23 protein-coding genes and 1 pseudogene are annotated in these 25,263 nt (G+C 71.5%); 10 read left to right on the forward strand and 14 right to left on the reverse strand.

The genetic code is table 11. The annotated features are described in order from the left end of the window. Positions 1–19: 19 nt before the first annotated feature. A complete protein-coding gene (locus ABZ272_RS28400; RefSeq protein WP_355052997.1) occupies positions 20–928 on the reverse strand; it encodes an NAD(P)-dependent oxidoreductase in 909 nt (302 codons plus the stop codon). Positions 929–1,032: 104 nt separating this feature from the next. Here ABZ272_RS28400 and ABZ272_RS28405 point away from each other — a divergent pair, with 104 nt between their 5' ends. Further along, positions 1,033–1,461, forward strand: coding sequence for a VOC family protein (locus ABZ272_RS28405; RefSeq protein ID WP_355052998.1), 429 nt, complete (start codon positions 1,033–1,035; stop codon positions 1,459–1,461). Between the two features lie 69 nt (positions 1,462–1,530). Next, complete coding sequence (locus tag ABZ272_RS28410; RefSeq protein ID WP_355052999.1) at positions 1,531–2,115, forward strand: hypothetical protein; 585 nt, start codon at positions 1,531–1,533, stop codon at positions 2,113–2,115. A gap of 255 nt (positions 2,116–2,370) precedes the next feature. Here the strand turns inward: ABZ272_RS28410 and ABZ272_RS28415 are convergent, their stop codons facing one another. The 3 genes and pseudogenes from ABZ272_RS28415 to ABZ272_RS28425 form a co-directional block, all read right to left on the reverse strand. Then, positions 2,371–5,202, reverse strand: coding sequence for a PQQ-dependent sugar dehydrogenase (locus ABZ272_RS28415; RefSeq protein WP_355053000.1), 2,832 nt, complete (start codon positions 5,200–5,202; stop codon positions 2,371–2,373). A gap of 588 nt (positions 5,203–5,790) precedes the next feature. Then, a pseudogene (locus tag ABZ272_RS28420) lies at positions 5,791–6,507 on the reverse strand (ThuA domain-containing protein); the annotation flags it as partial. Positions 6,508–6,827: 320 nt separating this feature from the next. Beyond that, on the reverse strand, positions 6,828–7,571 hold the full coding sequence (locus ABZ272_RS28425) for a methyltransferase domain-containing protein (RefSeq protein ID WP_355053001.1): 744 nt from the start codon (positions 7,569–7,571) through the stop codon (positions 6,828–6,830). Positions 7,572–7,676: 105 nt separating this feature from the next. Here ABZ272_RS28425 and mug point away from each other — a divergent pair, with 105 nt between their 5' ends. Next, positions 7,677–8,270: a G/U mismatch-specific DNA glycosylase gene (gene mug, locus ABZ272_RS28430; RefSeq protein WP_355053002.1), complete on the forward strand. Its 594-nt coding sequence runs from the start codon at positions 7,677–7,679 to the stop codon at positions 8,268–8,270. Here the strand turns inward: mug and ABZ272_RS28435 are convergent. Further along, positions 8,243–8,743 carry an SRPBCC family protein gene (locus tag ABZ272_RS28435; protein ID WP_355053003.1) on the reverse strand — a complete coding sequence of 167 codons (501 nt, stop codon included), beginning with the start codon at positions 8,741–8,743 and terminating at the stop codon, positions 8,243–8,245. The two genes, mug and ABZ272_RS28435, sit on opposite strands and share 28 nt — an antisense overlap. Beyond that, a complete protein-coding gene (locus tag ABZ272_RS28440) occupies positions 8,740–9,102 on the reverse strand; it encodes a metalloregulator ArsR/SmtB family transcription factor (protein ID WP_355053004.1) in 363 nt (120 codons plus the stop codon). Before ABZ272_RS28440 ends, ABZ272_RS28435 begins: the two co-directional genes overlap by 4 nt. 89 nt (positions 9,103–9,191) lie before the next feature. On the opposite strand from ABZ272_RS28440, the gene ABZ272_RS28445 reads away from it, so the two are divergent. Next, on the forward strand, positions 9,192–10,292 hold the full coding sequence (locus ABZ272_RS28445) for an ionic transporter y4hA (protein WP_355053005.1): 1,101 nt from the start codon (positions 9,192–9,194) through the stop codon (positions 10,290–10,292). 66 nt (positions 10,293–10,358) lie between these two features. On the opposite strand, the gene ABZ272_RS28450 is transcribed toward ABZ272_RS28445, so the two are convergent. From ABZ272_RS28450 to ABZ272_RS28460, 3 genes are all read right to left on the reverse strand, one after another. Beyond that, the gene (locus ABZ272_RS28450) at positions 10,359–11,609 is read right to left on the reverse strand and encodes a sigma-70 family RNA polymerase sigma factor (RefSeq protein WP_355053006.1); all 1,251 of its coding nucleotides are present in this window, start codon (positions 11,607–11,609) and stop codon (positions 10,359–10,361) included. A gap of 4 nt (positions 11,610–11,613) precedes the next feature. Further along, entirely contained in the window at positions 11,614–12,006 is a 393-nt protein-coding gene (locus ABZ272_RS28455; RefSeq protein ID WP_355053007.1) for a YciI family protein, read from the reverse strand. Positions 12,007–12,222: 216 nt separating this feature from the next. After that, the gene (locus tag ABZ272_RS28460) at positions 12,223–12,588 is read right to left on the reverse strand and encodes a hypothetical protein (RefSeq protein WP_355053008.1); all 366 of its coding nucleotides are present in this window, start codon (positions 12,586–12,588) and stop codon (positions 12,223–12,225) included. 345 nt (positions 12,589–12,933) lie between these two features. On the opposite strand from ABZ272_RS28460, the gene ABZ272_RS28465 reads away from it, so the two are divergent. Beyond that, positions 12,934–13,677, forward strand: coding sequence for a neutral zinc metallopeptidase (locus tag ABZ272_RS28465; RefSeq protein ID WP_355053009.1), 744 nt, complete (start codon positions 12,934–12,936; stop codon positions 13,675–13,677). A 122-nt stretch (positions 13,678–13,799) separates the two neighbouring features. Further along, on the forward strand, positions 13,800–14,450 hold the full coding sequence (locus ABZ272_RS28470) for an HAD family phosphatase (protein ID WP_355053010.1): 651 nt from the start codon (positions 13,800–13,802) through the stop codon (positions 14,448–14,450). Positions 14,451–14,519: 69 nt separating this feature from the next. On the opposite strand, the gene ABZ272_RS28475 is transcribed toward ABZ272_RS28470, so the two are convergent. The 4 genes from ABZ272_RS28475 to ABZ272_RS28490 all read right to left on the reverse strand — a co-directional run bounded on the left by ABZ272_RS28475 (position 14,520) and on the right by ABZ272_RS28490 (position 20,012). After that, complete coding sequence (locus ABZ272_RS28475; protein WP_355053011.1) at positions 14,520–17,075, reverse strand: ABC transporter permease; 2,556 nt, start codon at positions 17,073–17,075, stop codon at positions 14,520–14,522. Continuing rightward, the gene (locus ABZ272_RS28480; RefSeq protein WP_355053012.1) at positions 17,075–17,842 is read right to left on the reverse strand and encodes an ABC transporter ATP-binding protein; all 768 of its coding nucleotides are present in this window, start codon (positions 17,840–17,842) and stop codon (positions 17,075–17,077) included. Before ABZ272_RS28480 ends, ABZ272_RS28475 begins: the two co-directional genes overlap by 1 nt. A 330-nt stretch (positions 17,843–18,172) precedes the next feature. Then, complete coding sequence (locus ABZ272_RS28485; protein WP_355053013.1) at positions 18,173–18,859, reverse strand: response regulator transcription factor; 687 nt, start codon at positions 18,857–18,859, stop codon at positions 18,173–18,175. A 238-nt stretch (positions 18,860–19,097) separates the two neighbouring features. Then, a complete protein-coding gene (locus ABZ272_RS28490; protein ID WP_355053014.1) occupies positions 19,098–20,012 on the reverse strand; it encodes a PD-(D/E)XK nuclease family protein in 915 nt (304 codons plus the stop codon). A 77-nt stretch (positions 20,013–20,089) separates the two neighbouring features. Between ABZ272_RS28490 and ABZ272_RS28495 the strand changes: the two genes are divergently transcribed. Genes ABZ272_RS28495 through ABZ272_RS28505 form a run of 3 tightly spaced genes read left to right on the forward strand, consistent with a single transcriptional unit; the run spans position 20,090 to position 22,843 of the window. Then, the gene (locus ABZ272_RS28495) at positions 20,090–21,244 is read left to right on the forward strand and encodes a site-2 protease family protein (protein ID WP_355053015.1); all 1,155 of its coding nucleotides are present in this window, start codon (positions 20,090–20,092) and stop codon (positions 21,242–21,244) included. 44 nt (positions 21,245–21,288) lie between these two features. Next, positions 21,289–22,242: a tRNA (adenine-N1)-methyltransferase gene (locus ABZ272_RS28500; protein ID WP_355053060.1), complete on the forward strand. Its 954-nt coding sequence runs from the start codon at positions 21,289–21,291 to the stop codon at positions 22,240–22,242. A gap of 28 nt (positions 22,243–22,270) precedes the next feature. Continuing rightward, positions 22,271–22,843: a hypothetical protein gene (locus ABZ272_RS28505; RefSeq protein ID WP_355053016.1), complete on the forward strand. Its 573-nt coding sequence runs from the start codon at positions 22,271–22,273 to the stop codon at positions 22,841–22,843. A 47-nt stretch (positions 22,844–22,890) separates the two neighbouring features. On the opposite strand, the gene ABZ272_RS28510 is transcribed toward ABZ272_RS28505, so the two are convergent. Beyond that, positions 22,891–23,184 (reverse strand): ferredoxin, encoded by a 294-nt coding sequence (locus ABZ272_RS28510; RefSeq protein ID WP_355053017.1) that lies wholly within the window; start codon positions 23,182–23,184, stop codon positions 22,891–22,893. 179 nt (positions 23,185–23,363) lie between these two features. Between ABZ272_RS28510 and arc the strand changes: the two genes are divergently transcribed. Next, positions 23,364–25,148: a proteasome ATPase gene (gene arc / locus ABZ272_RS28515; RefSeq protein ID WP_355053018.1), complete on the forward strand. Its 1,785-nt coding sequence runs from the start codon at positions 23,364–23,366 to the stop codon at positions 25,146–25,148. Positions 25,149–25,263 lie beyond the last annotated feature (115 nt).

Raw genomic sequence — 25,263 nt, forward strand, 5'->3', positions numbered from 1 at the left:
CGCCCTTATGAAACAGGGCCTAGGCCGGGAAGGTCTCGCGCAGCGCGGCGTCCAGCGAACGGCCGGTCGTCGGCTCGATGAACAGCTCGGCGAGCAGGAGGTCGGCGAGGAAGGTCGGGTTGATCCCGGACTCCTTGCGACCGAGCGCCTGCGCCGCGCCGCCCAGCCGCAGCGCCGTCCGCGCCGCGCCGGCCGGCAGCCGGCCGACCCGGCGGCGTCGGCCGACCGCGTCGGCGATGCGCGCGAGCATGTCGTGCCAGGTGAGGTTCTCGTCGGCGACCGGGATGTCCGCGCCGCTGGCGCTCTCGAGGGCGTCGGCCGCGACCTCGGCCACGCTTCGCGCCGAAGCCGCGGCGCTTCCGCCGGTCGGCGCCAGCAGAGGGGTACGAGAGCGCGCCCACCGGTCCAGCGGACCGGCCCAGTTCGGCAGCCGGTCTCCGGCCCGACCGAAGACGAAGGGCAGTTCGAGTACGGCGACCGGCAGGCCCGGGCCGGCGGCGGCACGTCCCTGGAGTGCCTGCTCCAGCCGGCAGCGGATGTACGTGTGCCGCTCACCGAGCCGCCACTGCGGATGGAGCCGGTCGAAGTAGGTGTAGTACGAGCCCATGACCACCCCACGGCTGAGGCCCTCGTCGCGGGCGGCGGTGAACAGGCGTACCACCGGGTCGACGTTCTCGCGCCGGAACTGCGGGTAGATCGGCTTCGGCAGCGGCCGCTGCTCGTCGGTCCGGGTGGCGTACACGACGCCGTCGTGACCGGCGAGCAACGGCCGCAGCTCGTCGATCGAGGCGGACCCCACGTCGAGCAGGTGGTCGACCCCCGGCTGGGCGGAACGCGCCACCGAGGTCGTGTCGTGGCCGCGCTCGCGCAGCACCTCCACGACGTGCGCGCCGATCAGGCCACTGCCACCCACCACGAGAATTCGCACGCTGAATCGTCCACTGTCCAGCGGGGTGCGTGTCAAGTGGGGTGCCGCCTGCGGATGCGACGGCAGCGTGGCCCGGCCAGAATGGCGTCCGGAGGTGGTCGTGGATGGTCGACCAGGAGAGCGTTCCCCGGCTGACGTCGGTGGTGCTCGACGGCACCGACGCGCGGCAGTTGGCGGAGTTCTACCGGCAGCTCATGGGCTTCGTCTACCGGCCCGGCGACGAGCCACCGACGGGCGGCCGACCCGACGAGCGCGGCCGTGACTGGTTGGTGTTGCGCTCCCCGGACGGTGGCCCGCAGATCGCGGTCCAGCAGGTCGACAGCCTGCCTGAGACGACGTGGCCGAAGAACGACGTGCCACAACAGCTCCACCTGGACCTGACCGTGGAATCCGTCGAGGAACTGCTGGTCCAGCACGAGCGCGTGCTGCGCCTCGGCGGCCGGCTGCGCTACGACCGGATCGAGGACCCCGAGGAGCCGTTGCGCGTGTACGCCGACCCGGCCGGCCACCCGTTCTGCATCATGGTGGGATAGAGGCGTCCGTATCCGTGCGTGACCGACGCGTGACCGTGGCGGGCGCGATCGTTGAGAACGGGGTCGAGGATGCCGGAACCGCGCGCCTTCTGGCTGGACGAGCAGTTCGACCGTGAGCACGGCGTCGACGGCCACGGCCGGTACGAGGCCGAGGTGCTCCGTCGGATCGGTGACTTCGCCGAGACCTGGGGGGACTTCGCGCCGGTCGCGTTCGCCGCGACGGCCTGGCGGGTGGCCAGCGAGCTGTCGCCCGGCTTCGTCCGGTGGCACCGGCGGATCATCTCGGCGACCTGCGAACGCAGCCCGTGGGACGGCAGCATGGTCTGCGCGGTCACCGTGGCCTCCCGCTGGCCCGCCGAGCTGACCTGGAGCAAGCAGTGGCAACGCGACCGCGGGTGGGAGAACTGGCCACAGATGTTCGGACAGTTCACCACCCCCACCGAGCAGGACCGGACGCGCCGTCCACACCTGCGTGCGCTGCTCCAGGTGGAGGCGCCGCTGCCGCTCGAGGGCCTGCCGCCGACACCCGACGGCCCGGACGACGACGTCCCCGCCGCGGCGCGTCGGGCGGTCGCGGTGCTGGCCCGGGAACTCAACGACCTGCTGGCGCCGGTGATCGGGCAACTGGACAGCGGGGTCCCCGCCGACTCGTGACGGCGGGGACCCCTAGGCCGTGTGCGAAGTCCCTGGCCGGCCTGCGGCGGGCCCAGACGACGACCGGCCGCGTTGGAGATGCGTCCGGATACAACACCGGTATCCGAACGCATCTCCGCCTTGCCGGACCGCCGTCTGGACTCCGCCTCGGCTCGACCGAGGACTCCGACACACGGCCTTGTCGACGCGGCGCGTCGGCAGTCGATGGTGCGGTGGGCCCGGCCCGGTCACCGAACGGGCCGGGCCCACCACGTGTCAGCCGGTGGTCAGGTAGAACTTCTCCCAGGCTCCGGCGGACGTGCGGTTGGCGATCAGAGACCCGGCCCCGGAGTTCTCCGCGCACACGAACTGGTTGTTGATCGTGGCGCGCAGACTGACCGTCCCGTCCGAGTTGTTGACGATCTGGAAGGTCTGCGCCGCCCCGATCGACGTGCCGGTGGCGACCAACGGTGCGGTAGTGCTCGTGGCCGAGACGTAGAGCCCGTTGGAGCGCGACTTCAGGGCGATGTTGCCGTTGCCGGCGTCCACCCGGTCGAACTGCTCGGTGCTGCCGACGCTGGCCTTGTTGGCGATCAACGCGGTGGTGCCGACCGCCGACACGTACTGGTTGTTGATCTGCGCCCGCAGCGTGGTCACCGGCGTGCTGCCACCGGTGCCGGTGGTGAAGGTGAACGCGTCCACGTCGAACAGGTATCCCGACCCACCCTTGAACACCAGGTACAGGGTGGTCGACGCGCTGGGCGGGTTGCTGATCGTGCCGGACACCTCCGTGAAGGTCTCCCAGTTGCCGGTCACCGGCACCGTGACGGTGCCCAGCAGGGTGCCGGTTGCCGACCCGGTCCGCACCTCGATCGTGCCGCCGGCCCCGGCCGACGACGCCCGCACGGTGATGCGGTTCGCGCCGGTCAGGTTGTACGGCGTGTACGAGATCCAGTCGTTGTTCTCGATGAACCCGGCCGTGCGGCCACCCTCGGCGCTGGTGTGGTCGGTGGCCTGGACGCCCGACTGGCCGCCGAAGTGCTCACCCTGGCGGTGCTTCGGTTGCAGCGTCCGGATGCTGTGCGTGGTCAGCCCGCCGTTGTCGGTGTAGGCGGCGTCGAAGACCCCGTAGATGTTCGCCGCGGAGTCGTGCTCGCCGTCCGTCGGGACGGTGATCGAGCCGCTGCACCCGTTCTTCGAGGTGATCTGGTGGGCGTGACTGTCGTGGCCCAGCGCGTACGTCAGGCTCACCTTGGAACAGTCGATGGTGCCGTCCTGCGGGTCGCTCACGCTGATCTGGTACGAGATGGTGTCACCGAAGTTGAACAGCTGCCCGTCGGCGGGCGAGGTGAGCGTCACCGTCGGCGCGGTGTTGCCCACGGTGACGACCAGGCTCGCCGTACCGGTCAGCCCGGTCGGGTCGGTGACCTTCAACGTGGGGGAGTACGTGCCGTTCGTGGTGTACGTCTTGGTGGGGTTCGCCGCCGTCGACGTGGTGCCGTCACCGAACGTCCACAGGTAGCTCAGCGCCCCGCCCTCGGGGTCGGAGCTGCCCGCCGAGGAGAAGTTCACCGTCAACGGGTTGGCCCCGGAGGTCGGGTTCGCCGAGGCGACCGCGATCGGGTTGCGGTTGCCGCCGCCGATGTACTCGATCCGGAACAGCGCCTGGTTGTTCGAGCCCGTGCCGTAGTCCAGCACGTACAGCGCGCCGTCCGGGCCGAAGGCCATGTCCATGACCTGCGTGCCGGACCACGGGAAGCTGGAGATCTCCCCCCGGGAGCCGTCGGAGTTGATGGCGATGGGCTTGATCCAGCGGCGACCGTACTCACCGGCGAAGAACAGGCCGTTCAGCGACTGCGGGAACTTGACGCTGGAGTTGAGCGAGGCGTCGTACCGGTACACCGGTCCGGCCATCGGCGACTCGGAGCCGCTGCCGAACTCCGACGGTGAGCCGGAGTCGCCGGCGTACTTGATCCAGGCCGGCTTCGCCGCGGGCAGGGTCTGCAGGCCCGTGTTGCGGAACGAGTTGTTGGTCGGCCCGCCCGAGCAGTTGTACTTCGACTGCGACGGCCCGGACGGGAAGGTGTATTCGTTGTATGTTTCCGTGCTCGTGTTGCTGCCGGTGCAGTACGGCCAGCCGTAGTTGCCCGGCGCCGTGATCCGGTTGAACTCGACCTGACCCTGCGGGCCCCGGCTGGAGTTGGTGCTTCCCGCGTCCGGGCCGTAGTCGCCGACGTAGACGACGCCGGTCGCCTTGTCCACGCTCATCCGGAAGGGGTTGCGCATACCCATCGCGTAGATCTCGGGACGGGTGTTGGCCGTGCCGGGCGCGAACAGGTTGCCCGACGGGATGGTGTACGTCCCGTCCGCCTGCGGCTTGATCCGCAGCACCTTGCCCCGCAGGTCGTTGGTGTTGCCCGCCGAGCGCTGGGCGTCGAACTGCGGGTTGCGGTCGGTCCGCTCGTCCAGCGGCGCATAGCCCGACGACTCGAACGGGTTGGTGTCGTCGCCGGTGGTCAGGTACAGGTTGCCGGCGGCGTCGAAGTCCAGGTCACCGCCGACGTGGCAGCACTGCCCACGGTCGTTGGCCACCTGGAGCACGATCTTCTCGCTGCTCAGGTTGAGCGTGTCGTCGCTGTTCAGGGTGAACCGGGACAGCCGCAGGTGCCCCTTCCACCGGTCCCAGTCGGACTGTGAGCCGCTGGTGGGCGCGTCCCCGGACGGGGTGCTCAGCGTGGGCGAGTAGTACAGGTAGATCCACCGGTTGGTGGCGAAGCCGGGGTCGACGGCGACGCCCTGCAACCCTTCCTCGTCGTGCGTGTAGACCGACAGGGTGCCGGAGGTCTTGGTGTTGCCGGCCACGTCGGTCACCCGCAGGACGCCGTTGCGGGCGGTGTGCAGCACCGAGCGGTTGGGCAGAACGGCCAGGGACATGGCCTCGCCCAGCTCGGCGGAGCCGGTGGCGAGTTTGATCTGCTGGTAGTCACTGGCGGGAATCACCACCGCCTGCGCGGCGGGGGAGTTGGCGGCCACGGCCAGGGTCACACTCGCGACGGTGGTGACCGCCGCGACGAGTGCCCGGGACCAGCGCCGGGATTTCGAAAGCATGATCGTCCTTCCTCGACGACCAGGGCCGGGGCGTGCTGGGGCGCACCACGACCAGGTGTGGGTGGCGGGGTGTGGGTCGTGGTGCGGTCAGTTGGTGGTGACGAGGTCGAACTTCTCCCACTGACCGATGGAGGTCCGGTTGGCGATCAGCGGGGAGGAGCCTCCGTTGTCGGCCGCCACGTACCGGCTGTTCACCGTGGCCCGCAGGCTCACCGTGCCGTCGGAGTTGCGGATCAGCTGGAACGTCTCCCACGCCCCGGCGGTGGCCCGGTTGGCGATCAGCGCGTTGGCCCCGGCGTTCTCCGCCGCGACGAACTGCCCGTTGCTCTTGGCCTTCAGCGCGACGTTGCCGTTGGCGAGGTTGACCAGTTCGAACCGCTCACTGGTGCCGACGGACGTCTTGTTGGCGATCAGCGGGGTGCTGGCGTTGACCGCGCTGACGTACTGGTTGTTGGCGCGGGCCCGCAGGGTCGAACCGGCGACGGCGGGCGGCGGGGTGGTCGGCGGGGCCGTCGTGGGCGGAGCGGTGGTCGGCGGCGGGGTGGTCGGCGGAGCGGTGGTCGGCGGCGGGGTGGTCGGGTTCGTCCCCGGCGAGCAGTTGGCGCTCACCGAACCAGCGGCGACCTGCAGGCCACCGAGCAGCATCCGGGTGAAGTTCGGGTCGGTGTACGACGCCTCGGTGTGCCCGAGACCCGTGTACCAGGCCCGTCCGCCGCCGTACGCCTTGCACCAGGTGATCGGGTGGTCGCCGTTCATGTTGCCGCCGCTGTAGGACGACTCGTCGAGGCTGGCGAGGACCCGTGCGCTGGACCGGGGGTTGGTGCGGTAGTTGTACCACTCGTCGGAGCGGACCCAGGTGGCGCCGAGGTGCGCGGTCGACGGGTTGCTCCGGTCCTCGATCTTCACGGTCGCGGTCTGGATCGCCGGGTGCGAGTCGAACCACGCCCCGACCAACTGCCCGTACCACGGCCAGCTGTACTCGGTGTCCGCGGCGGCGTGCACGCCGACGTATCCGCCGCCAGCGGCGATGTACTGCTCGAAGGCGGTCTGCTGGCTGGAGTTGAGAACGTCGCCGGTCGTCGACATGAAGACCACCGCCTGGTACTGGGCCAGGTTGGAGGTGGTGAACTGGTTGGCGTCCTCGGTGGCGGTCACGCTGAAGCCGTTGGCAGCGCCGAGCTGCTGGATGGCCGCGACGCCGTTGGGGATGGACGAGTGCCGGAAGCCGGCGGTCTTGCTGAACACCAGGACCTTGGTCAGCGGCGCGGCCGAGGCGGTGGTCGGCAGCGCGACCAGGCCGGCCATCAACACGGCCAAGCCGGTGACGAGTGCCAACAGGCGGGGACGGGAACGCATGGTGATGCTCCTTAGCTGAGCGTCGACCCCGCACGGCGCGCATGGGCGCGTCAGGGGCCATGGTGGCGGTGATACGGAAGCCGGGCCGCCGATGCTCGGCTGAGGTGATGTGGAGCGGTGGTGATGGTGCCGTGTCGCGGTACACGAGCCAGCCGACGACTCCAACCGGCCAGTGTGGACGGACGGATAGTATCGACTGGTGTCGTTGAGGCAGTAAACCTCCGATGTCTGCGCCCGTCAACCCCACGTGCTGCGGCCTGGGACGCGCGTCAGCGACCGAGGACCAGGTACGCGAGGCCGAGCACGTCGCGGTAGCCGCCCACGTACTCGCGCAGCCGGTCGTCGAGCTCGGTGCGGACCTGTGCCGCGCGGGGATCCTCGGGATAGGTCAACAGCCATTCCTGTCGGCCCGCGAGCCAGCTTGACTCGAAGTCGTCCCACTCCCGCTGGTCGGCGGTACTGAGATGAAGCAGCCGCCAGCCCCGCTCACGGGCTGCCTCGACGAGGCCCGCGAGGTCGGTGACGTCCGCACCGAAGATCTCCGTGACCTCCGCGCTGGGCTCGCGCTGCCAGTACCCCTCGCCGAACAGCAGCCGCCCGCCGGGGCGGACCACGGAGGCGAGGGCGTCGAGGGCCGCTCCGGTGCCCCCGAAGGCGTGCGCCGAGCCGACGCACAGAACCCGGTCGGCCGGCTCGTGCCAGGCGGCGGCCTCGCCCTCCACGAAGGCGACGTGCCGGTTCAGCGATCTCTCGGTGGCGAGCCTGCGGCCCCGGGCGAGGACCGCCTCGTCGGTGTCGACGCCCACGCCCCTCGTCGCGACCGGTCCGGCCACACCGCCGGCGGCGACAGCGCGCAGCAGCAGCTCACCCCACCCGCAGCCCAGGTCCAGCACGCGCGCGCCGGGGCGTACGTCGAGGCGCCGCAGCAGCAGGGCCGCGTGCTCCTCCGACAGGGGCGTGTTCCAGCGCATCCGCGCGTAACGGCTGGCGGCGAGGTGGTCGGTGGATTGCATCGGTTGAGGGTGTCAAAGCATGACCATCGGCGCGCACCGGGTCCGGTGCGTCGGCGTCGTCGGCGAGCGGGGACGGGCGTCGGCGCGTACGGCAGGATCGGTGTCATGGACGCGGACGTGTCACCGCCGTGGCGGCCGCCGACCCGCCACGAGGTCGCGGCGGCGGCCGGTCGCGGCCTGGTGGATGTGATCGGCCCCGGCCTGCGGGTGCTGTTCTGTGGGTTCAACCCGGGGCTCTACTCGGCGGCGGTGGGGGAGCACTTCGCCCGGCGGGGCAGCCGCTTCTGGCCGGCCCTGCACGGCGCGGGCTTCACCGACCGGGAACTGCGCCCGTGGGAGCGCGCCGAGCTGCTCCGGCAGGGGCTGGGCGTCACCAGTCTCAGCAACCGGGCCACGGCCCGGGCCGACGAGCTGACCGCCGCCGAGCTGGTCGCCGGTGTGACCGGGCTGGCGGTCAAGGTCGAGCGGTACCGGCCGCGGTGGGTGGCGGTGCTCGGAGTTACCGCGTACCGGATCGCGTTCGTCCGGCCGAAGGCCGCGCTGGGCCCGCAGCCGGAACGGATCGGCCCGGCCCGGGTGTGGGTGCTGCCCAACCCCAGCGGCCTGAACGCCCACTTTCCGTTGCCGGCGTTGACCGCCGAGTTCGCCCGACTGCGGCGGGAGGTCGATTCTCAGACCCCCTCGGCCAGCGCCTCGTAGTAGGACCGCATGGCCGGGTGGTACTCGTCGAACTGCGGTCGGGGCGTGCCGTCCCGGGAGGCGACCAGCATGTCGAGGTAGTACTCCCAGCCGGCGCCCACCTCGGCGACGCCGTCGAGGCTGGTGAGGTGCTGGGTGAAGCGCAGCTCGGTCACGGCGTCGGTCTCGGTCAGCGCGAACGCCAGCAGCCAGTCGCCGTGATCGTCGACCATCGACACGGCCAGGCGGCGGGGCGGTTCGCACTCCTCGATGCGTACGTCGCACCAGGGCTGCTGCTCCTCGTACGCCATCTGGACGCGGATGGGGTTGCCGGGCCGGGCGTCGCCCTCCCACGGGCCGAACCAGCGGGCCGTGCGCTCCGGGTCCGTCAGGCTCGCCCACACATCCGCCGCCGGAGCGCGGAAGGTGCGGGTGAGGACGAGGTCGTGGCCGGTGGCAGTGCGGAACAGGCGGCCAGCGGGGGTACGGGTCATGCGGTGTGCTCCGTTCGATGGGCGGCCGGGCCGCGGGTGCGGCGCTCCCGGCGGGTTCGATAGACCTCGGTCTCCAGGGCGTCGAGGCGCTGCTCCCACCGGTCCGGCGGGACGAGCCCGCCGAGCCAGTCGACGAGCGGGGCGAGCGGGCCGGGATCGAGGCGGTAGATCCTGGTGCGGCCGACCAGCTCGTCGCGGACCAGCCCGCTCTCGCGGAGCACCCGCAGGTGGCGGCTGACCGCCGGGCGGCTGATGGCGAACCGTTTGGCGATCTCGCCAGCGGCCAGCGGCGCGTCGCGCAGCATGCTCAGGATGCGCCGCCGTACCGGGTCCGCGATCGCCGCGGCCACCTCGTCCACGTCGGGAAGCGTAACCCATGGGTTACGGATTAGGCGACGCGGTGCGTCGATGGTGGGCACATGATCACGTGACCTGGCACTCTTGACGCATGCCAGCCCAGCTTCGATCCCGCCTGCTCGATTGGACCGTCGCCGTACCCGTGCTCGCGGTGCTGGTGTTGCTCGTGACGTGGGGGCGAGATCTCCCCGGCCCGGTCGTCGTGGTGGTCGCCGCGCTCCTGGGCGGCGCGGTGCTCGCGGCCGTGCACCACGCCGAGGTGGTGGCGCACCGGGTGGGGGAGCCGTACGGCTCGCTGGTGCTCGCCGTCGCGGTCACCGTCATCGAGGTGGCCCTCATCGTCACCCTGATGATCAGCGGCCCGGAGAAGACCCAGTCGCTCGCCCGCGACACCGTCTTCGCCGCCGTCATGATCACGTGTAACGGCATCCTGGGCCTGTCCCTGCTGCTCGGGGCGCTGCGCCGGCGGGTGGCCGTGTTCAACCCGGAGGGCACCGGCGGCGCCCTGGCGACCGTGATCACCCTGGCCACGCTGAGCCTGGTCATCCCGACCTTCACCACGGCCCGCCCCGGCCCGGAGTTCAGCCCGGCCCAGCTCACCTTCGCCGCCGTCGCCTCGCTCGCGCTGTACGGGCTGTTCGTGCTGGTGCAGACCGGTCGGCACCGCGACTACTTCCTGCCGGTCGACACCGAGGGCCGGGTCATCGACGCGGAGGAGCACGCCAAGCCGCCCACCACCCGCGCCGCGCTGGTCAGCCTCGCGCTGCTGCTGGTGGCGCTGGTCGCGGTGGTCGGCGACGCCAAGACCGTCTCACCGACCATCGAGGCCGGCGTGGCGGCCGCCAACCTGCCGCACGCGTTCGTCGGTGTGATCATCGCCCTGCTGGTGCTGCTGCCGGAGACCCTCGCCGCCGCCCGCGCCGCCCGCCGCGACCGCGTACAGATCAGCCTCAACCTCGCCCTCGGCTCCGCGATGGCCAGCATCGGTCTGACCATTCCGGTCATCGCCATCGCCTCGATCTGGCTGGACGGCCCGCTGCTGCTCGGCCTCGGCGGCACCCAGCTCGCGCTCCTGGCCCTCACCGCGGTGACGGCGGTGCTGACCGTCGTACCGGGACGGGCCAACGTGTTGCAGGGCGGCGTCCACCTCGTGTTGCTGGCCGCGTTCGTCTTCCTCGCCGCCAGTCCGTGAGGTGCGGCCGGGCCCGGCCCGGCCCACGCCCGCGTCGTTCCTCGGCCTGGCGCCCCCGTCGGCCGCTCAGCCGGTGGCCGCGTCGTCCGCCAGGGCGTCCGCGCGGGCGTTGAGGTAGCGCTGCTGCGCCAGGTTCGTCGAGCGCGCGGCCGCCATCCGGTACGCCTCGCGCGCCGCGGCCCGCTCACCGATCAGTTCCCACAGGTGGGCGCGGGCGGCCGGCAGCCGCGGATCGTCGGCCAACCGGGTGTCCCCGTCCAGGTCGGCGAGCAGCGCCAGGCCGGCCCGCGCCCCCCGGCTCATCGCCACCGCGACGGCGTGGTTGAGCGCCACCACCGGGTTGTCGGACAGGCCGAGCAGCACCTCGTAGAGGGCGGTGATCTGTGCCCAGTCGGTGGCCGCCGCGCTCGGCGCCTCGTCGTGCACGGCCGCGATGGCCGCCTGGAGCTGGTACGGCCCGACGGGCCCGCGCGGCAGCGCCTCGCCGACCAACGCGACGCCCTCGGCGATCTGGTCGGCCCGCCACCGGGCGCGGTCCTGCTCGGCCATCGGCACCAACTCGCCGTGTGGCCCGATCCGCGCCGGCGCGCGGGCGTCGGTGAGCAGCATCAACGCGAGCAGTCCCGTGACCTCGGGGTCGTCGGGAAGCAGCCGGCGCACCAACCGCGTCAGCCGGATCGCCTCGGCGGTCAGGTCGGCGCGCAGCAGTCCCGGCCCGGCGGTGCGCGCGTACCCCTCGGTGAACACCAGGTAGAGCACGTGCAGTACCGCGGCGACCCGATCGGCGCGCTCCGCCGCCGTCGGTGGCGCGAACCGGAGACCGCTGTCGCGGATCCGCTGCTTTCCCCGGCTGATCCGCCGGGTCATGGTCGCCTCCGGCACCAGGAACGCGCGGGCCACCTCCGCGGTGCTCAACCCACCGACCGCGCGCAGCGTCAGCGCGATCTGCGACGCCGGGGTGAGCGCCGGATGGCAGCACAGGAACAACAGGATGAGCGTGTCGTCCGCGTCCTGGCGTCGGTCGGCGGCCGGCGCGAGCCACTGCTCCGGCAGCATCCACCGCGCCGCCGTCTCCTCCCGCCGCGCCCGCGCCTGGTCGCGCCGCAGCAGGTCGGTGAGCCGCCGGGACGCGACGGTGATCAACCAGGCCCGGGGACTGTCCGGTACGCCATCGCGCGGCCAGGAGTCCGCCGCCGCGATCAACGACTCCTGCACCGCGTCCTCGGCCGTGTCGAAGTGCCCGAAGCGGCGGACGAGCGCGCCGAGGACCTGCGGCGCCAACTCGCGCAGCAGGTCCTCGGCGGGTGTGGAGGGCACGTGCTCAGCCGGCCAGGTCCTCGACGCCGTCCAGCACCGGCCGCACGTCCACGTACGCCCCCGGGGTGTCCGGGTCGACCAGACCGGCGGCGATCTCGGTGGCCCGGTCGAAGCTGACGCACTCCACGACCGTGTAACCCGCCAGGACCTCCTGCGTCTCCGCGTACGGGCCGTCGGTGACCACGGGCGCCCCGCCCCGCACCCGCACGCGACGGGCGTGCACGGGCTCGCTGAGGCCCCGCGCGTCGACGAGTTCCCCGGACTCGGCGAGCGCCTGGTGGAACGTCTCCATGTGCTGGTGCATGGCCGCCACCTGCTCGGCCGACATGGCCGGCCGGTCGGAGGGCCGGCCCGACAATGCGTCGTAGTCCCGCTGCGACCCGTAAAGCATGATCATGTATTTCATGGTGGCCTTCCTGTTCCCGGTGCCGCCCCGGCACCGCTCACCAGAAACGTCGAACCCAACCCCCCTCCCCGGACACCCCCGCCCCCGCTCTCGCCCCGTCGATCATGAATGCCACCGATGTCGGCGTGTCGGCGCAATAAACTTCATGATCAACGGCGGTCGGCGGTCGGCGGTCGGCGGGTGGGGGTGCGGGGGGCGGGGGCGGGGTTATTGGCCGTAGGAGAGGCGGAGGCGGTTGTTGATCAGGTAGTTGAGGCGGTGGCGGAGGTAGCCGAGGGTGCTCTCGCTGGGCAGGTCCGGGTCGGGGGTGGTCAGTGTCCAGCGCACCGCACAGTCACCGCCGGGAAGCCCGGGCGAGATGTCGAAACGGATCTCGTCCAGTGGCCGGTGCGGCCACAGCGACGACCACACCAGCAGCACCGGCGCGTACCCCGCCACCACCCGTGGCGGCACCTCGTCGTCGCGCAGTTCCAGCCAGGGCCGGCTTCCGCGCTCGTACGGGTCCCGCAGCGACCGCCACACGACACGCGCCGGGGCCGGCTGGCTTCGTCGACGGCTGCCCAGTACGTGCACGTCGCCCTCCCGACCGGACGGTCACCTCCGCCCCGGCCCATTGTGGCCGCCCGACCCCCACCAGGTGAACCGTCCCCACCCCACCCCGAACCTGTCGATCAAGAGGTTCGCGTCACGACACGCCGGACGGGCTGACGCAAACTTCTTGATCACCGGGCCGAGCGGGTCGGGGGTCCGGGGGGAGGGGGTCCGGGTCGGGGGTTCGGGGGGAGGGGGTGGGGAAGGGCGGGGTCGGGTTCGGGGCGTGAACCGTTCGGGTCGGTCGTGCGTGAATCCGGTGGTGGGCGTGGTGGTCGTACCGTCGGGGTATGGCGTGGTGCGAGCGCCGAGGTCTGGGGAGGCACAGTGGGGGCATGGTCGGGACGCGTCGCGCGGGGACCTCTCGCGGGCCTGGTGGTCGTCGCGCTGGTGTCGCTCGCCTGCGCGGGCGGTGGGCTGGCCGAACCGGAGGGCGAACGTCCAGGGGCCAACCCGCCGGCCGCCTCACCGGAGCCGAACACCACCCGCGCCGACAGCACCACCAGCGTGGCCGAGTTCAAACAGGACGTCGCCGACGCGCAGGCGATCGCGGAGCGCTACTGGGCGGCCCAGTTCAAGGCGTCCGGGCAGCGCTTCACACCCATCCGGCGGGTCACCCCGTACCAGCGGGCCGGGGAGGTCTCCTGCGGCGGTCAGCCACTGCCGCGCAACAACGCGGTCTACTGCTCGCAGGGCGACTTCATCGCGTACGACGTGGCCTGGTCGGTGGCGGCGTTCCGCGAGGTCGGTGACGCGTTCGTGTTCTATCTGCTCGGGCACGAGTACGCCCACGGCATCCAGGTGCGCCTGGGCATCAACTACAGCTTCACCATCCAGCAGGAGTTGCAGGCCGACTGCATGGCCGGGGCGTACCTCGGCGACTCGGTGCGCGCCGGCGACCTGAAACTCGCCGAGGGCGACCTGGACGAGTTTCGCGAGGGCGTGGCGGCGGTCGGCGACGACCCGGACCAGCCGTGGTTCGCCGAGGGCGCGCACGGCACCGCCGAACAGCGTACCGACAGGTTCTTCCGTGGCTACGAACGCTCGCTGAAGGAGTGCGACCTGAGCTGAGCGGGGTTGCCCCGGTCACCCTCGGAGCCGTTGCCGCCACCGGCGGCGGACCCGGCTGGCAGGATCCCCGGTGTCGGTCACGACCCCTGGAGGATCCGCTGAGCAGCCAACACCCCGCCGCTGTGCTCTTCGACATGGACGGCACGCTGGTCGACAGCGAGAAGCTGTGGGACGTCGCGTTGCAGGAGCTGGCCCGCGAGTACGGCGGGGAGCTGTCCGCCGATGCCCGCCGCTCGATCATCGGCACCGCCATGGCCGAGTCGATGCGCATCCTGCACGACGACCTGGGCCAGCCGGAGCGCGACCCGGAGATCAGCGTGGCGTGGATCAACGCCCGGATCCTGGAGCTGTTCCGTAGCGGTCTGCCCTGGCGGCCGGGCGCGTTCGAGCTGCTGCACGCGGTCCGCGCGGCGGGCGTCCCCACCGCCCTGGTCACCTCCAGCCCCCGGGCGCTGGTCGAGGTCGCCCTGGACACCCTCGGGCGGGACACCTTCGACGTGGTGGTCGCCGGTGACGAGGTGGTCGCGGCCAAGCCGCACCCCGAGCCGTACCTGACCGCCGCCCGGCTGTTGGGCGCGCCGATCGAGCGGTGTGTGGCGATCGAGGATTCACCGACCGGGGTCGCCAGCGCGCTCGCCTCCGGCGCGGCCGTGCTGGCCGTACCCGCCGAAGTGCCGCTGCCGCCCATCGAGGGCGTACGCCAGGTGCGAAGCCTGGTGGGCGTGGACCTGGAGGCGCTCGCGGCGCTGCTGACCGATCGCGCCGCGGCCTGACAGAAAGCCGCAGCCGCAAACAACGAGGGGGTCCTGCGGTGCGGGACCCCCTCGCTGTCGTACCTGACGTCAGTCGTGGGCGATCGCGCCCAGGACGTTGATCCGGGCCGCCCGCACGGCGGGGAGCACCGCGGCCACCACCCCGATGATCGCGGCGAGACCGAGGAAGACGACCATCTGCCCCCAGGGCAGGTTCAGGTCGGTGATGCCCTCGTCCTTGAGCGCCTCGACCACGGCGGCGCCGAGGCCGGTGCCGACCGCCACGCCCAGCAGCGCGCCGAACACGGAGATCACCACCGCCTCCACGGTGATCATGCCCATCGTCTGGCCGCGACGCAGGCCGATCGCCCGCAGCAGTCCCAGCTCCCGGGTCCGTTCCAGCACCGACAGCGCCAGGGTGTTGATGATGCCGAGCCCGGCGATGATGATGGCCAGCGCCAGCAGGATCTTGATCATCGTGAGCAGCCCGTCGAGCTGACCGGTCTGCTGCTTGATGAACGCGTCCCGGTCGGCCACCGACACCTCGGGGCTGTCCGCGAGCAGCGTCTCCACCCGAGGTTGCACGTCGGCCACCCGGGCGCCCGGCGCGAGCTGGATGAAGCCCTGGATGGGCTGCGGGATCGCGAAGTCCTTCGCCGCCGTCGCCGGCAACGTCACCGGGTTGGTCAACTGCGACGACTCGTAGATGCCGCTGATCGTGTACGTGCGGGCCGCACCCCGGGTCAGCTGCACGTTCACGGTCGAGCCGACCGACCAGCCGCGCGACGTCGCGGTGTCCGAGCTGACCAGCATCTGGGTCGGCGACAGCCGGTCGATGTCACCGGCGGTGGCCTTCGCGCCGAAGATCTGCCGCAGGGACGCGACGTCGCTGCTCGCCGCCACCCACGTGCTCTTGCCGTCGACGCGCGCCATGTCGCCGTACTCACCGTCGACCATCCGCACGCCGGGCAGCGCCTTCACCTGGTCCAGCACGCCCGAGTCGAAGCTCGGCGGACGCGGACCGCCCTGCTGACCGGCGATCACCAGCTCGGCCTTGATGGTGTCCTGGGCGAGCGCGCTGATGCTGCTCTTGGCCGAGTCGAGGATCACCGTGATGCCGGTGACCAGCGCGATGCCGACCATCAACGCGGCGGCCGTGATCGCGGTACGACGCGGGTTGCGCCCGGAGTTGAGCCGGCCCAGCTTGCCCGGCACCGACCAGGAGAAGATCGCACCGAGCAGGTTCACCACCGGCCGGCTGATCAGTGGCGTCAGCAGCGCCACACCGATGAAGGCGAACAGCACGCCGCCCAGGATGGTGGCGAGCGTCTGGTCGCCCGCGTTGCCGCTGAGCCCGAGGAACAGCAGCACCGCGCCGATGCCGGTGACCACCGACCCGGCCACGGTGACCTTGGTCAACGGCCGGTCCGGGGTGGCCACGTCCTGCATGGCGGCGATCGGCGGGATCCGAGCCGCCCGCAGCGCCGGCAACAGCGCCGCCACCACGGTGATCACCAGGCCGACGCCGAACGACCCGATCACGGCCGCCGCCGGCACGCCGATCCCGGCCAGGGTCAGCCCACCGGCCAGCTTGCCGAAGAGGAACGCCAGCAGCGCGCCGACCCCGATGCCGGCGGCCAGACCGAGCACCGACGCCAGCAGACCGACCGCGATGGCCTCCAGGACCACCGAGCCGATGATCTGGCGACCGCTCGCCCCGATGGCACGCATCAGCGCCAGCTCCCGGGTGCGCTGCGCCACGATGATCGAGAAGGTGTTGAGGATCAGGAACGTGGCGACCAGCAGCGCCACCGCGGCGAAGCCCAGCAGGATCTTGTTGAAGAACGACAGGCCCTCCTTGAGGCTGGCCGCGGCGTCCTCGGCCAGTTGCTCGCCGGTCTTCACGTCGTAGTCCGCGCCCAGGGCGCGGGCCATGTCGTCGCGCAGCGCCTCGTCCGAGACGCCGCCGGCGGCGGTCACCGTGATGCTGCTGAACATCCCCGGCTCGCCCAGCATCAGCCGCTGCGCCACCGGCGTGGTGAAGAAGACCTCGTTGACGCCGCCGATCGAGTCCCGGTCACCGCTGTAGCCGGCGACGCCGACGAGGGTGAACTCCCGCTTCTTCGACTCGAACGCGGTCAGCACGCCGACCTTCTCGCCGACGCGCACCTTCGCGGTCGTGGCCAGCGACTTGTTGATCACGATCTCATCGTCGGCCTGCGGCGCGCGCCCCTCGCGCAGTTGCAGCAGGTCGCTCTCACCGACCCAGTTCTCACCGAGCTGCGGCGGACCGAACGACGTGACCACCTTGCCGTTGCTGCCGATCACCCGCGCGCCGTCGGCGTTGACGACACCGGTCGCCGTGGCCACCCCCGGCACCTGCTTGACCCGGTCCACCACGGCGGCCGGCAGCGGAGCGGCGGTCTGCTCGCCCTCCAACTCGCTGACCTCGATCTTGGGCTTCGCCGCGACGTTCACGTCGATCTCGGAGAAGCCGTCGGCGAACACCGAGTCGAAGGAGCGACCCAGCGTGTCGGTCAGCACGAACGCGCCGGAGACGAACATGACCCCGAGCACCACCGCCAGCGCGGACAGGATCAGCCGGACCTTGCGGGCCAGCAGACTCTTGAGTGTCGCCCGGAACATCAGTTGCCCACCTCGGCCGGAGTGTCCAGCTTCTTCATGGTGTCCAGCACCGTGTCGGCGGTCGGCTCGATCAGCTCCGACACGATCTGACCGTCGGCCAGGAAGACCACCCGGTCGGCGTACGCGGCGGCGGTCGGGTCGTGGGTCACCATCACGATGGTCTGACCGTGCTCGCGCACCGAGTCGCGCAGGAAGCCGAGCACCTCCGCGCCGGAGCGCGAGTCCAGGTTTCCGGTCGGCTCGTCCGCGAAGATCACCTCGGGGCGGGCGACGAGCGCCCGCGCGCACGCCACCCGCTGCTGCTGACCGCCGGAGAGCTGCGCCGGCCGGTGGTCCAGCCGGTCCTGCAGGCCCACCGTCTTGATCACCGTGTCGTACCAGGCCTGGTCGGGCTTGCGCCCGGCGATCGACATCGGCAGCAGGATGTTCTCCTTCGCGGTGAGCGTCGGCAGCAGGTTGAACTGCTGGAAGATGAAGCCCACCTTGTCCCGGCGCAGCTTCGTCAGCCCCGAGTCGCCCAGCCCGGTGACCGTCGTCTCACCGATCGACACCGTCCCCCGGGTCACCGAGTCCAGACCGGCGAGGCAGTGCATCAACGTCGACTTGCCGGAACCCGACGGGCCCATGATCGCGGTGAAGCGGCCACGTTCGAACTCCGCGCTGACCCCGCGCAGGGCGATGACCTGAGCCTCGCCGCTGCCGTACACCTTCCACACGTCGTTCGCCCGGGCCGCGGCCTGCGCCTGCCGGCCTACCGTCGCGGTCACGTCATCTACCTCTTCCGTCTGTCCGAATCCCACGCCGCCCCCCGATGGTCCGGCGCGACCGTTCAATCATCGGCGCCGCGAGCGCCCATCCCGTCCGCCCCTGGGGGGACGCGCAGCGGATTTCCCGCTGCGGGTGCACCCCCATGCCGCATCAGGGTTGCCCCTGACCCGACGGCCGATCGACCGGTTTTGCACACTTCCCCCGCACGTCACAGGAGGGTCAACCGCGCGACGCCGCCTCCGGTCACGGTAGGTGACGACGGCAACCCCGGCCGTCCCTCCACGGGGGGATCTTCGGGTACGCCGGGTGAGGTAGTCGCCGCGCGGCGGCTACGCCCGTGGGCGGACCAGACCCGACTCGTACGCCAGCACGACGGCCTGCACGCGGTCGCGCAGCCGCAGCTTGGTCAGCAGGTGCCCGACGTGGGTCTTGACGGTCGTCTCACTGACCGACAACACCGCCGCGATCTCGGCGTTGGACAGTCCTCGGGCGACCTGCACCAGCACCTCACGTTCCCGGTCGGTGAGCGCGTTGAGGGCCGCCGACGGCGTCGCCGCCGGGTCGGGCAACAGGTCGGCGAAGCGGTCGAGCAGTCGCCGCAGGATCCGGGGCGCGACCACCGCGTCCCCGCCGGCCACCGTGCGGATCGCAGCGATCAGCTCCTCGGCGGGTACGTCCTTGGCCAGGAATCCGCTCGCGCCCGCGCGCAGCGCCCCCACCACGTACTCGTCGAGGTCGAACGTCGTCAGCACCAGCACCCGCACCGGCAGGCGGGAGTCGACGATGGCCCGGGTCGCCGCCACCCCGTCCATGCGGGGCATCCGGATGTCCATCAGCACGACGTCGGGCAGGAGCCGTCGGGACAGCTCCACGGCCTCCACGCCGTCACCGGCCTCCGCCACCACGTCCAGGTCGCCCTCGGCGCCCAGCACCATCCGAAAGCCCGTCCGTAGCAGCGGCTGGTCGTCGGCGAGCAGGATCCGTACCGGCCGCGCCGGGGCCACCCGATCGCTCATGTCGTCTCCCGTCCCGCGTCGCCGGCCTGTGCGTCGCGGACCACGGTAGAGGTCGGCCGGGCGCCCTGTCCCGACCCGGACAGCACCGCTCCGGTCGGGCGGTGCCGGGGCTGGGCCGTCCGGACGCCGTCGATCTTGCACTTTCTGCTGCGACGGATGGTGCGAATCCGATGAAGTCGACATCCGAAAGTGCAAGATCGGCGGGGCGGGGGCGGGGCGGGGGCGGGTGGGGTGGGGGTTACTCGTCGGCGCCGGGGGGTGCGGGGGTGGTGCGGGCGTCGCGGAGGGGGTTGGCGGTGGTCGCCGTTACGGGGAACGGGGGTGGGGTGCCGCCGAACGTGGGGCACCGCGCCTGGTGACTGCACCAGCCGCACAGCTTGCTCGGACGGGGTCGGAAATCCTGCCGGGCGGTGGCCTGCTCGATCGCCCGCCACAGCGCCACCACGGTGCGCTCGAAGCGGACCAGCTCGTCGGCGTCGGGCGTGTAGTCCAACACCTCGGCGTCGCGCAGGTAGAGCAGGCGTAGCACCCGGGGCACCACCCCACGGGTGCGCCACAGCACCAGCGCGTAGAACTTCAGTTGGAACAGCGCCCGGGCCTCGAACGCCTCCCGGGGCGCGCCGCCGGTCTTGTAGTCGACCACCCGCAGCGCGCCGTCCGGGGCCACGTCGAGCCGGTCGAGGTAGCCCCGGATCAGCAGCTCCTCGTCGACGACCGCCGAGATCAGGCTCTCGCGCTCGGCCGGTTCCAGGCGGGTCGGATCCTCCACCGCGAAGTAGCCCTCGAGCAGCCCCGCCGCGGAGCGCAGGAACTCCACCGGGCCGGCCGGCTCGGCGTCGTCGAAGATCGCGGCCAGCTCCGGCTGCTCGGTGACCAGTCGGTCCCACTGGGGGGCCACCAGGTCACCGGCCGCGGCCGGTGTGCGGCCCGACGCGGGCAGGTCGAACAGCCGCTCCAGCACCGCGTGTACCAGCGTGCCCCGGGCCTGCTCGATGGTCGTCCGCTCGGGTAGCCGGTCGATGCTGCGGAACCGGTAGAGCAGCGGACAGGTCTTGAAATCCGCCGCCCGCGACGGCGACAGCGAGGCCCGTACCGTCGGCGGCGTCTGCGCCGGGGAAGAGGACTGGGGGGTGGTGACCGGTTCCGCCGTCATGTGCGCAAAGGTTAGGGCACCGGTGTGACACCGCCCGCCGCCCGCCCCGCAGGTGACCGGTCCGTAGCATCGGTGCGATGGAGCAGACCTCCCGGCCGCCGCGCCGGTCCGACCGGCGACCCGGTCTGAGCGTGGGCCGGGTGTTCGGGGTGCCCCTGCACCTCAACGCGTCGATGCTCCTGCTCGCCGTGCTGGTCGCCGTGCTCTACGCCGAGTTCGCCCGCCGACAACTGGACCTGCCGCAGATCAGCGGCTACCTCATCGGCTTCGGATTCGTGGTCTCCCTGCTCGGCTCGGTGCTGCTGCACGAGCTGGGCCACGCGCTCACCGCCCGCCGCTACGGCATCGGTGTGCGGGGAATCACCCTCGAACTGCTCGGCGGGTACACCGAGATGGAGCGGGACGCCCCGACGCCCCGGATCGACCTGCTGGTCTCGCTGGCCGGCCCGGCGGTGTCCGCGGTGCTCGGCGTTCTCGCGGTTGCCGCCACCCTCGCCCTGCCGGCGGGCACCGTCGGCCACCAGCTCGCCTTCCAGCTCGCGCTGAGCAACGTCATCGTGGCGGTGTTCAACATCCTGCCCGGGCTGCCGCTGGACGGCGGCCGGGCGCTACGCGCCGCCGTGTGGGGTCTCACCCGTGACCGGCACCGTGGCACCGAGGTCGCCGGCTGGGCCGGCCGGGCCGTCGCCGTCGGCACCGCCGCGCTGGTCGGGTTGCTGACCGCCACCGACCACCTGGCCCCGGTGGCGCTGCCGCTGATGCTGCTGGTCGCCGTCACCCTCTGGCGCGGCGCCGGGCAGTCGATCCGCGCCGCGCGGGTCAGCCGACGGTTCCCGCTGATCGACCTGGCCCAACTGGCGCGGCCGATCTGGCCGGTGACCACCGGCACGCCGCTGGCCGAGGCCCAGCGCCGCCGCGCCGAGGGCGGGCAGCCCGCCGCCGCGCTGCTGGTCACCGACTCCACCGGCCACCCGGTGGCGTTGGTCGACCCGGCCGCCGCCGCAGCCGTACCCGTCGAGCGTCGCGCCTGGCTGGCGGTGGACTCGGTCGCCCGGCCGCTCACCGCGCTCCCCACCCTGACGCTGGGACTCGACGGCGAACGGGTGATGGAGGCCGTGCAGACCCACCCGGGCGCGCAGTACGTGGTGACGTCAGGCGAAGATGTCGTCGGCATTCTGCACATCGGGGACCTGGCACAGCTCCTCGAACCCAACCGGAAGATGACACCGTGACCGCAACTCCCTCCACCGTCGCAGCCGACGACGCCCCCCGGACGTTGACACCCGTGCACCGCGGCCCGTTCCGGCCCGGCGACCGGGTGCAGCTGACCGACCCCAAGGGGCGGATGCACACCGTCACGCTGGAGCACGGCAAGGAGTTCCACACCCACCGCGGCATCCTGGCGCACGACGCGCTGATCGGGCTGCCCGACGGCAGCGTGGTGACCACCTCCGGCGGCGGCACCGCGTTCCTGGCGCTGCGTCCGCTGCTGTCGGACTACGTGCTCTCCATGCCGCGCGGCGCCCAGGTGATCTACCCGAAGGACTCGGCGCAGATCGTCGCGATGGGCGACATCTTCCCCGGCGCGAAGGTCCTCGAGGCCGGCGCCGGCTCCGGCGCGCTGAGCTGCTCCCTGCTGCGCGCCGTCGGCACCGAGGGTGAGCTGCACTCGTTCGAGGTACGCGACGACTTCGCCCAGATCGCCAAGCGCAACGTCGAGGCGTTCTTCAACGGGCCGCACCCGTCGTGGCACCTGCACGTCGGCGACGTCGCGCAGTGCCAGGAGACCGGCTTCGACCGGATCATCCTGGACATGCTCACCCCCTGGGAGACCCTCGACATGGTCGAGCGGGCGTTGGTGCCCGGCGGCGTGTTCATCGGGTACGTCGCCACCACCCCGCAGCTCTCCGAGCTGGTCGAGGCGCTGCGTGAGCGCGGCGGCTGGACCGAGCCGCGCGCCTGGGAGTCGCTGGTGCGCGACTGGCACGCCGAGGGCCTCGCCGTCCGACCCGACCACCGGATGATCGCGCACACCGCGTTCCTGGTCTCGGCGCGCAAGCTCGCCCCGGGCGTCACCGCGCCGCCGCGTCGCCGCAAACCCAGCAAGGGCACCGAGGCGTACGTGCAGCGTCGCGAGGACCTGCGCGCGGCCGAGGCGGCCCGCCAGGCAGCCGCCGCCCAGGCCGCCGACGCGCAGCCCGACGCGACGGGGGAGATGGACAGGCCGTGACCATCGGTGAGCGGGGGGAGGCGGCCCGATGAGCCGACCGGGTTACGGCGGCGGCGACCTGCCCGCCGTGTTTCCGGACTGGTCGCCCTACCAGGACCTGGAGTCGGCGGCGCGCGCCTATCTGCGGGACCCGGACGTCGCGCTGGAAGCGCTCGGCGGGGTGCTCCGCGGCGCCTCGGTGCTCGGCTTCACCCTGGAACGCTTCGTCAACGAGGTCAACGGGGTGTGGCAGGAGGTCGTCGTCTGCGACGGCAGCCGGCTGATCCTCTGGCACGGCGAGGACGTGCCGCCGGGGGAGGGGCCGCCGGGTTCCATGACGTCGTCACTGCGGGTGGTGCCGGTCTCCACGGTCACCGAGGTGGGCTGCCGGCGGCGGCTGAACCGCTCCGAGAGCGGCGAGATCCGGGTCGACAGCATCGACGTCTACCTGCTGCTCACCTCGCTCGACGAGGCGCCGCCGAGCGAGGAGATGGCCGGTACGCCCCGGCACGACGCGCTGCGGTTCGGCAAGACCCTCGACGACGGTGGGGCCGGGCAGATCGCCCGGCTGGAGGAGTTCGCGCGGCTGGTCGCCTCGGTGGTCGGCCGCCCGATGCTCTGAGGCGTACCCGCTTCGGGCCGGCGTCGCGCGGACCGCGCGGCGTCGGTTCAGTCGTCCTCGGCGTCCGGGCCGGCGATCTCGACGCCGTCGGCGCGCACCACGTGGATGCAGTCGCCCGGGCACTCCTTCGCGGAGTCGATCACTTCGAGTCGCAGGTGCTCGGGCACGTCGACCCGGCTGCCCGGGGCCAACCTCAGCTCACCGTCGGCGCCCTTGACGTACGCCAGGCCGTCGATGTCGAACTCGAACACCTCTGGCGCGTACTGCACGCAGAGCCCATCGCCCGTGCAGAGATCCTGGTCCACCCAGACCTGCAACTGGTCGGTCGCGACCTCGGCCACCGGTGCACCCCCCATGTTCTCCCGTACCAGCCTCCGACGGTACCCGAACGCCGTTAACGACCCCGCAGACCACCCCTTGGCGATCAAGGTTCAGTGACGAGGGTGTTGCGTGGGACCGAATCGGGCTCATAGCGGCTAGTGTTAGCTCAGAACGTTCAAGCCCCCCGGGGAGGTGGGACGTGGCAGCACGCAGCGACGACGCGGACTCGCGCGCCGCACGGTGGGAGAAGGAAGCCCACGATCTCTCCACGCAGGTCGCGTTCCTTCAGGAGGAACTCGCCCTGGTGCGGCGCAAGTTGACCGAAAGCCCCCGACACGTCCGGCAGCTCGAAGAGCGGCTGGCGGCCACCCAGGCACAGTTGGCGCGGCTGACCGAGAACAACGACCGGCTGGTGAGCACCCTCAAGGAGGCTCGCACGCAGATCGTCACGCTCAAGGAGGAGATCGACCGGCTCGCACAGCCGCCGAGTGGCTACGGAGTCTTCCTGGCCAAGCACGACGACGGCACCGTGGACGTGTTCACCGGCGGCCGCAAACTGCGGGTCGCCGTCTCGCCCTCGCTGGACGTGGCCGAGCTGCGGCGCGGCCAGGAGGTCCTGCTCAACGACGCGCTCAACATCGTCGACGCGTTCGGGTACGAGCGGGTCGGCGAGGTCGTGATGCTCAAGGAGGTGCTGGAGGGGCCGAACGGCGGGCCGGGCGACCGGGCGCTGGTGGTCTCCCACTCCGACGAGGAGCGCATCGTGCACCTCGCCGAGACGCTCATCGGCTCGGCGATCCGGGCCGGCGACTCGCTCATGATCGAGCCCCGCTCGGCGTACGCGTACGAGCGGATCCCGAAGAGCGAGGTCGAGGAGCTGGTCCTGGAGGAGGTGCCGGACGTCGACTACTCCGACATCGGTGGCCTCCAGTCCCAGATCGAGCAGATCCGCGACGCGGTGGAGCTGCCGTTCCTGCACGCGGACCTGTTCCGTGAGCACCAGCTCCGTCCGCCCAAGGGCATCCTGCTCTACGGGCCGCCCGGTTGCGGCAAGACGCTGATCGCCAAGGCGGTGGCCAACTCCCTGGCCAAGAAGATCGCCGAGCGGCAGGGCAAGGAGAAGCACACCAGCTTCTTCCTGAACATCAAGGGCCCGGAGCTGCTCAACAAGTACGTCGGCGAGACCGAGCGGCACATCCGGCTGATCTTCCAGCGGGCTCGGGAGAAGGCCGGTGAGGGCACCCCGGTGATCGTGTTCTTCGACGAGATGGACTCGATCTTCCGGACCCGTGGCTCCGGCGTCTCGTCCGACGTGGAGAACACCATCGTTCCGCAGCTGCTCAGCGAGATCGACGGCGTGGAGGGGCTGGAGAACGTCATCGTCATCGGCGCCTCCAACCGGGAAGACATGATCGACCCGGCGATCCTGCGCCCGGGCCGGCTCGACGTCAAGATCAAGATCGAGCGGCCGGACGCCGAGGCGGCCAAGGACATCTTCTCCAAGTACATCCTCTCCGGGCTGCCACTGCACCCGGACGACCTCGCCGAACACGGCACCGACGCGCAGGCCACGGTGGCCGCGATGATCGACGCCGTCGTTCTGCGGATGTACTCGGAGACCGAGGAGAACCGCTTCCTCGAGGTCACCTACGCCAACGGTGACAAGGAAGTCCTCTACTTCAAGGACTTCAACTCCGGCGCGATGATCCAGAACATCGTCGACCGGAGCAAGAAGATGGCCATCAAGGAATTCCTCACCTCCGGTCGCAAGGGCCTACGCCTGCAGCACCTCCTCGACGCCTGCGTCGACGAGTTCCGCGAGAACGAGGACCTGCCCAACACCACCAACCCCGACGACTGGGCCCGAATCTCCGGCAAGAAGGGCGAACGGATCGTCTACATCCGTACGCTCGTCTCCGGCGGCAAGGGCACCGAGGCCGGCCGGTCCATCGAGACCGCCAGCAACACCGGCCAGTACCTGTAGGCAGGCGCCGACACCAGCGGGGCCCGGGACGCATCGCGTCCCGGGCCCCGCTCGTTCACACCGGCCCACACCCGCCCACCCGACCCGGTACGCTGTGGCGCTTCCAACCCTGCGA

It is taken from the genome of Micromonospora sp. NPDC005979, assembly GCF_040614415.1.
Taxonomy (GTDB): Bacteria; Actinomycetota; Actinomycetes; order Mycobacteriales; family Micromonosporaceae; genus Micromonospora.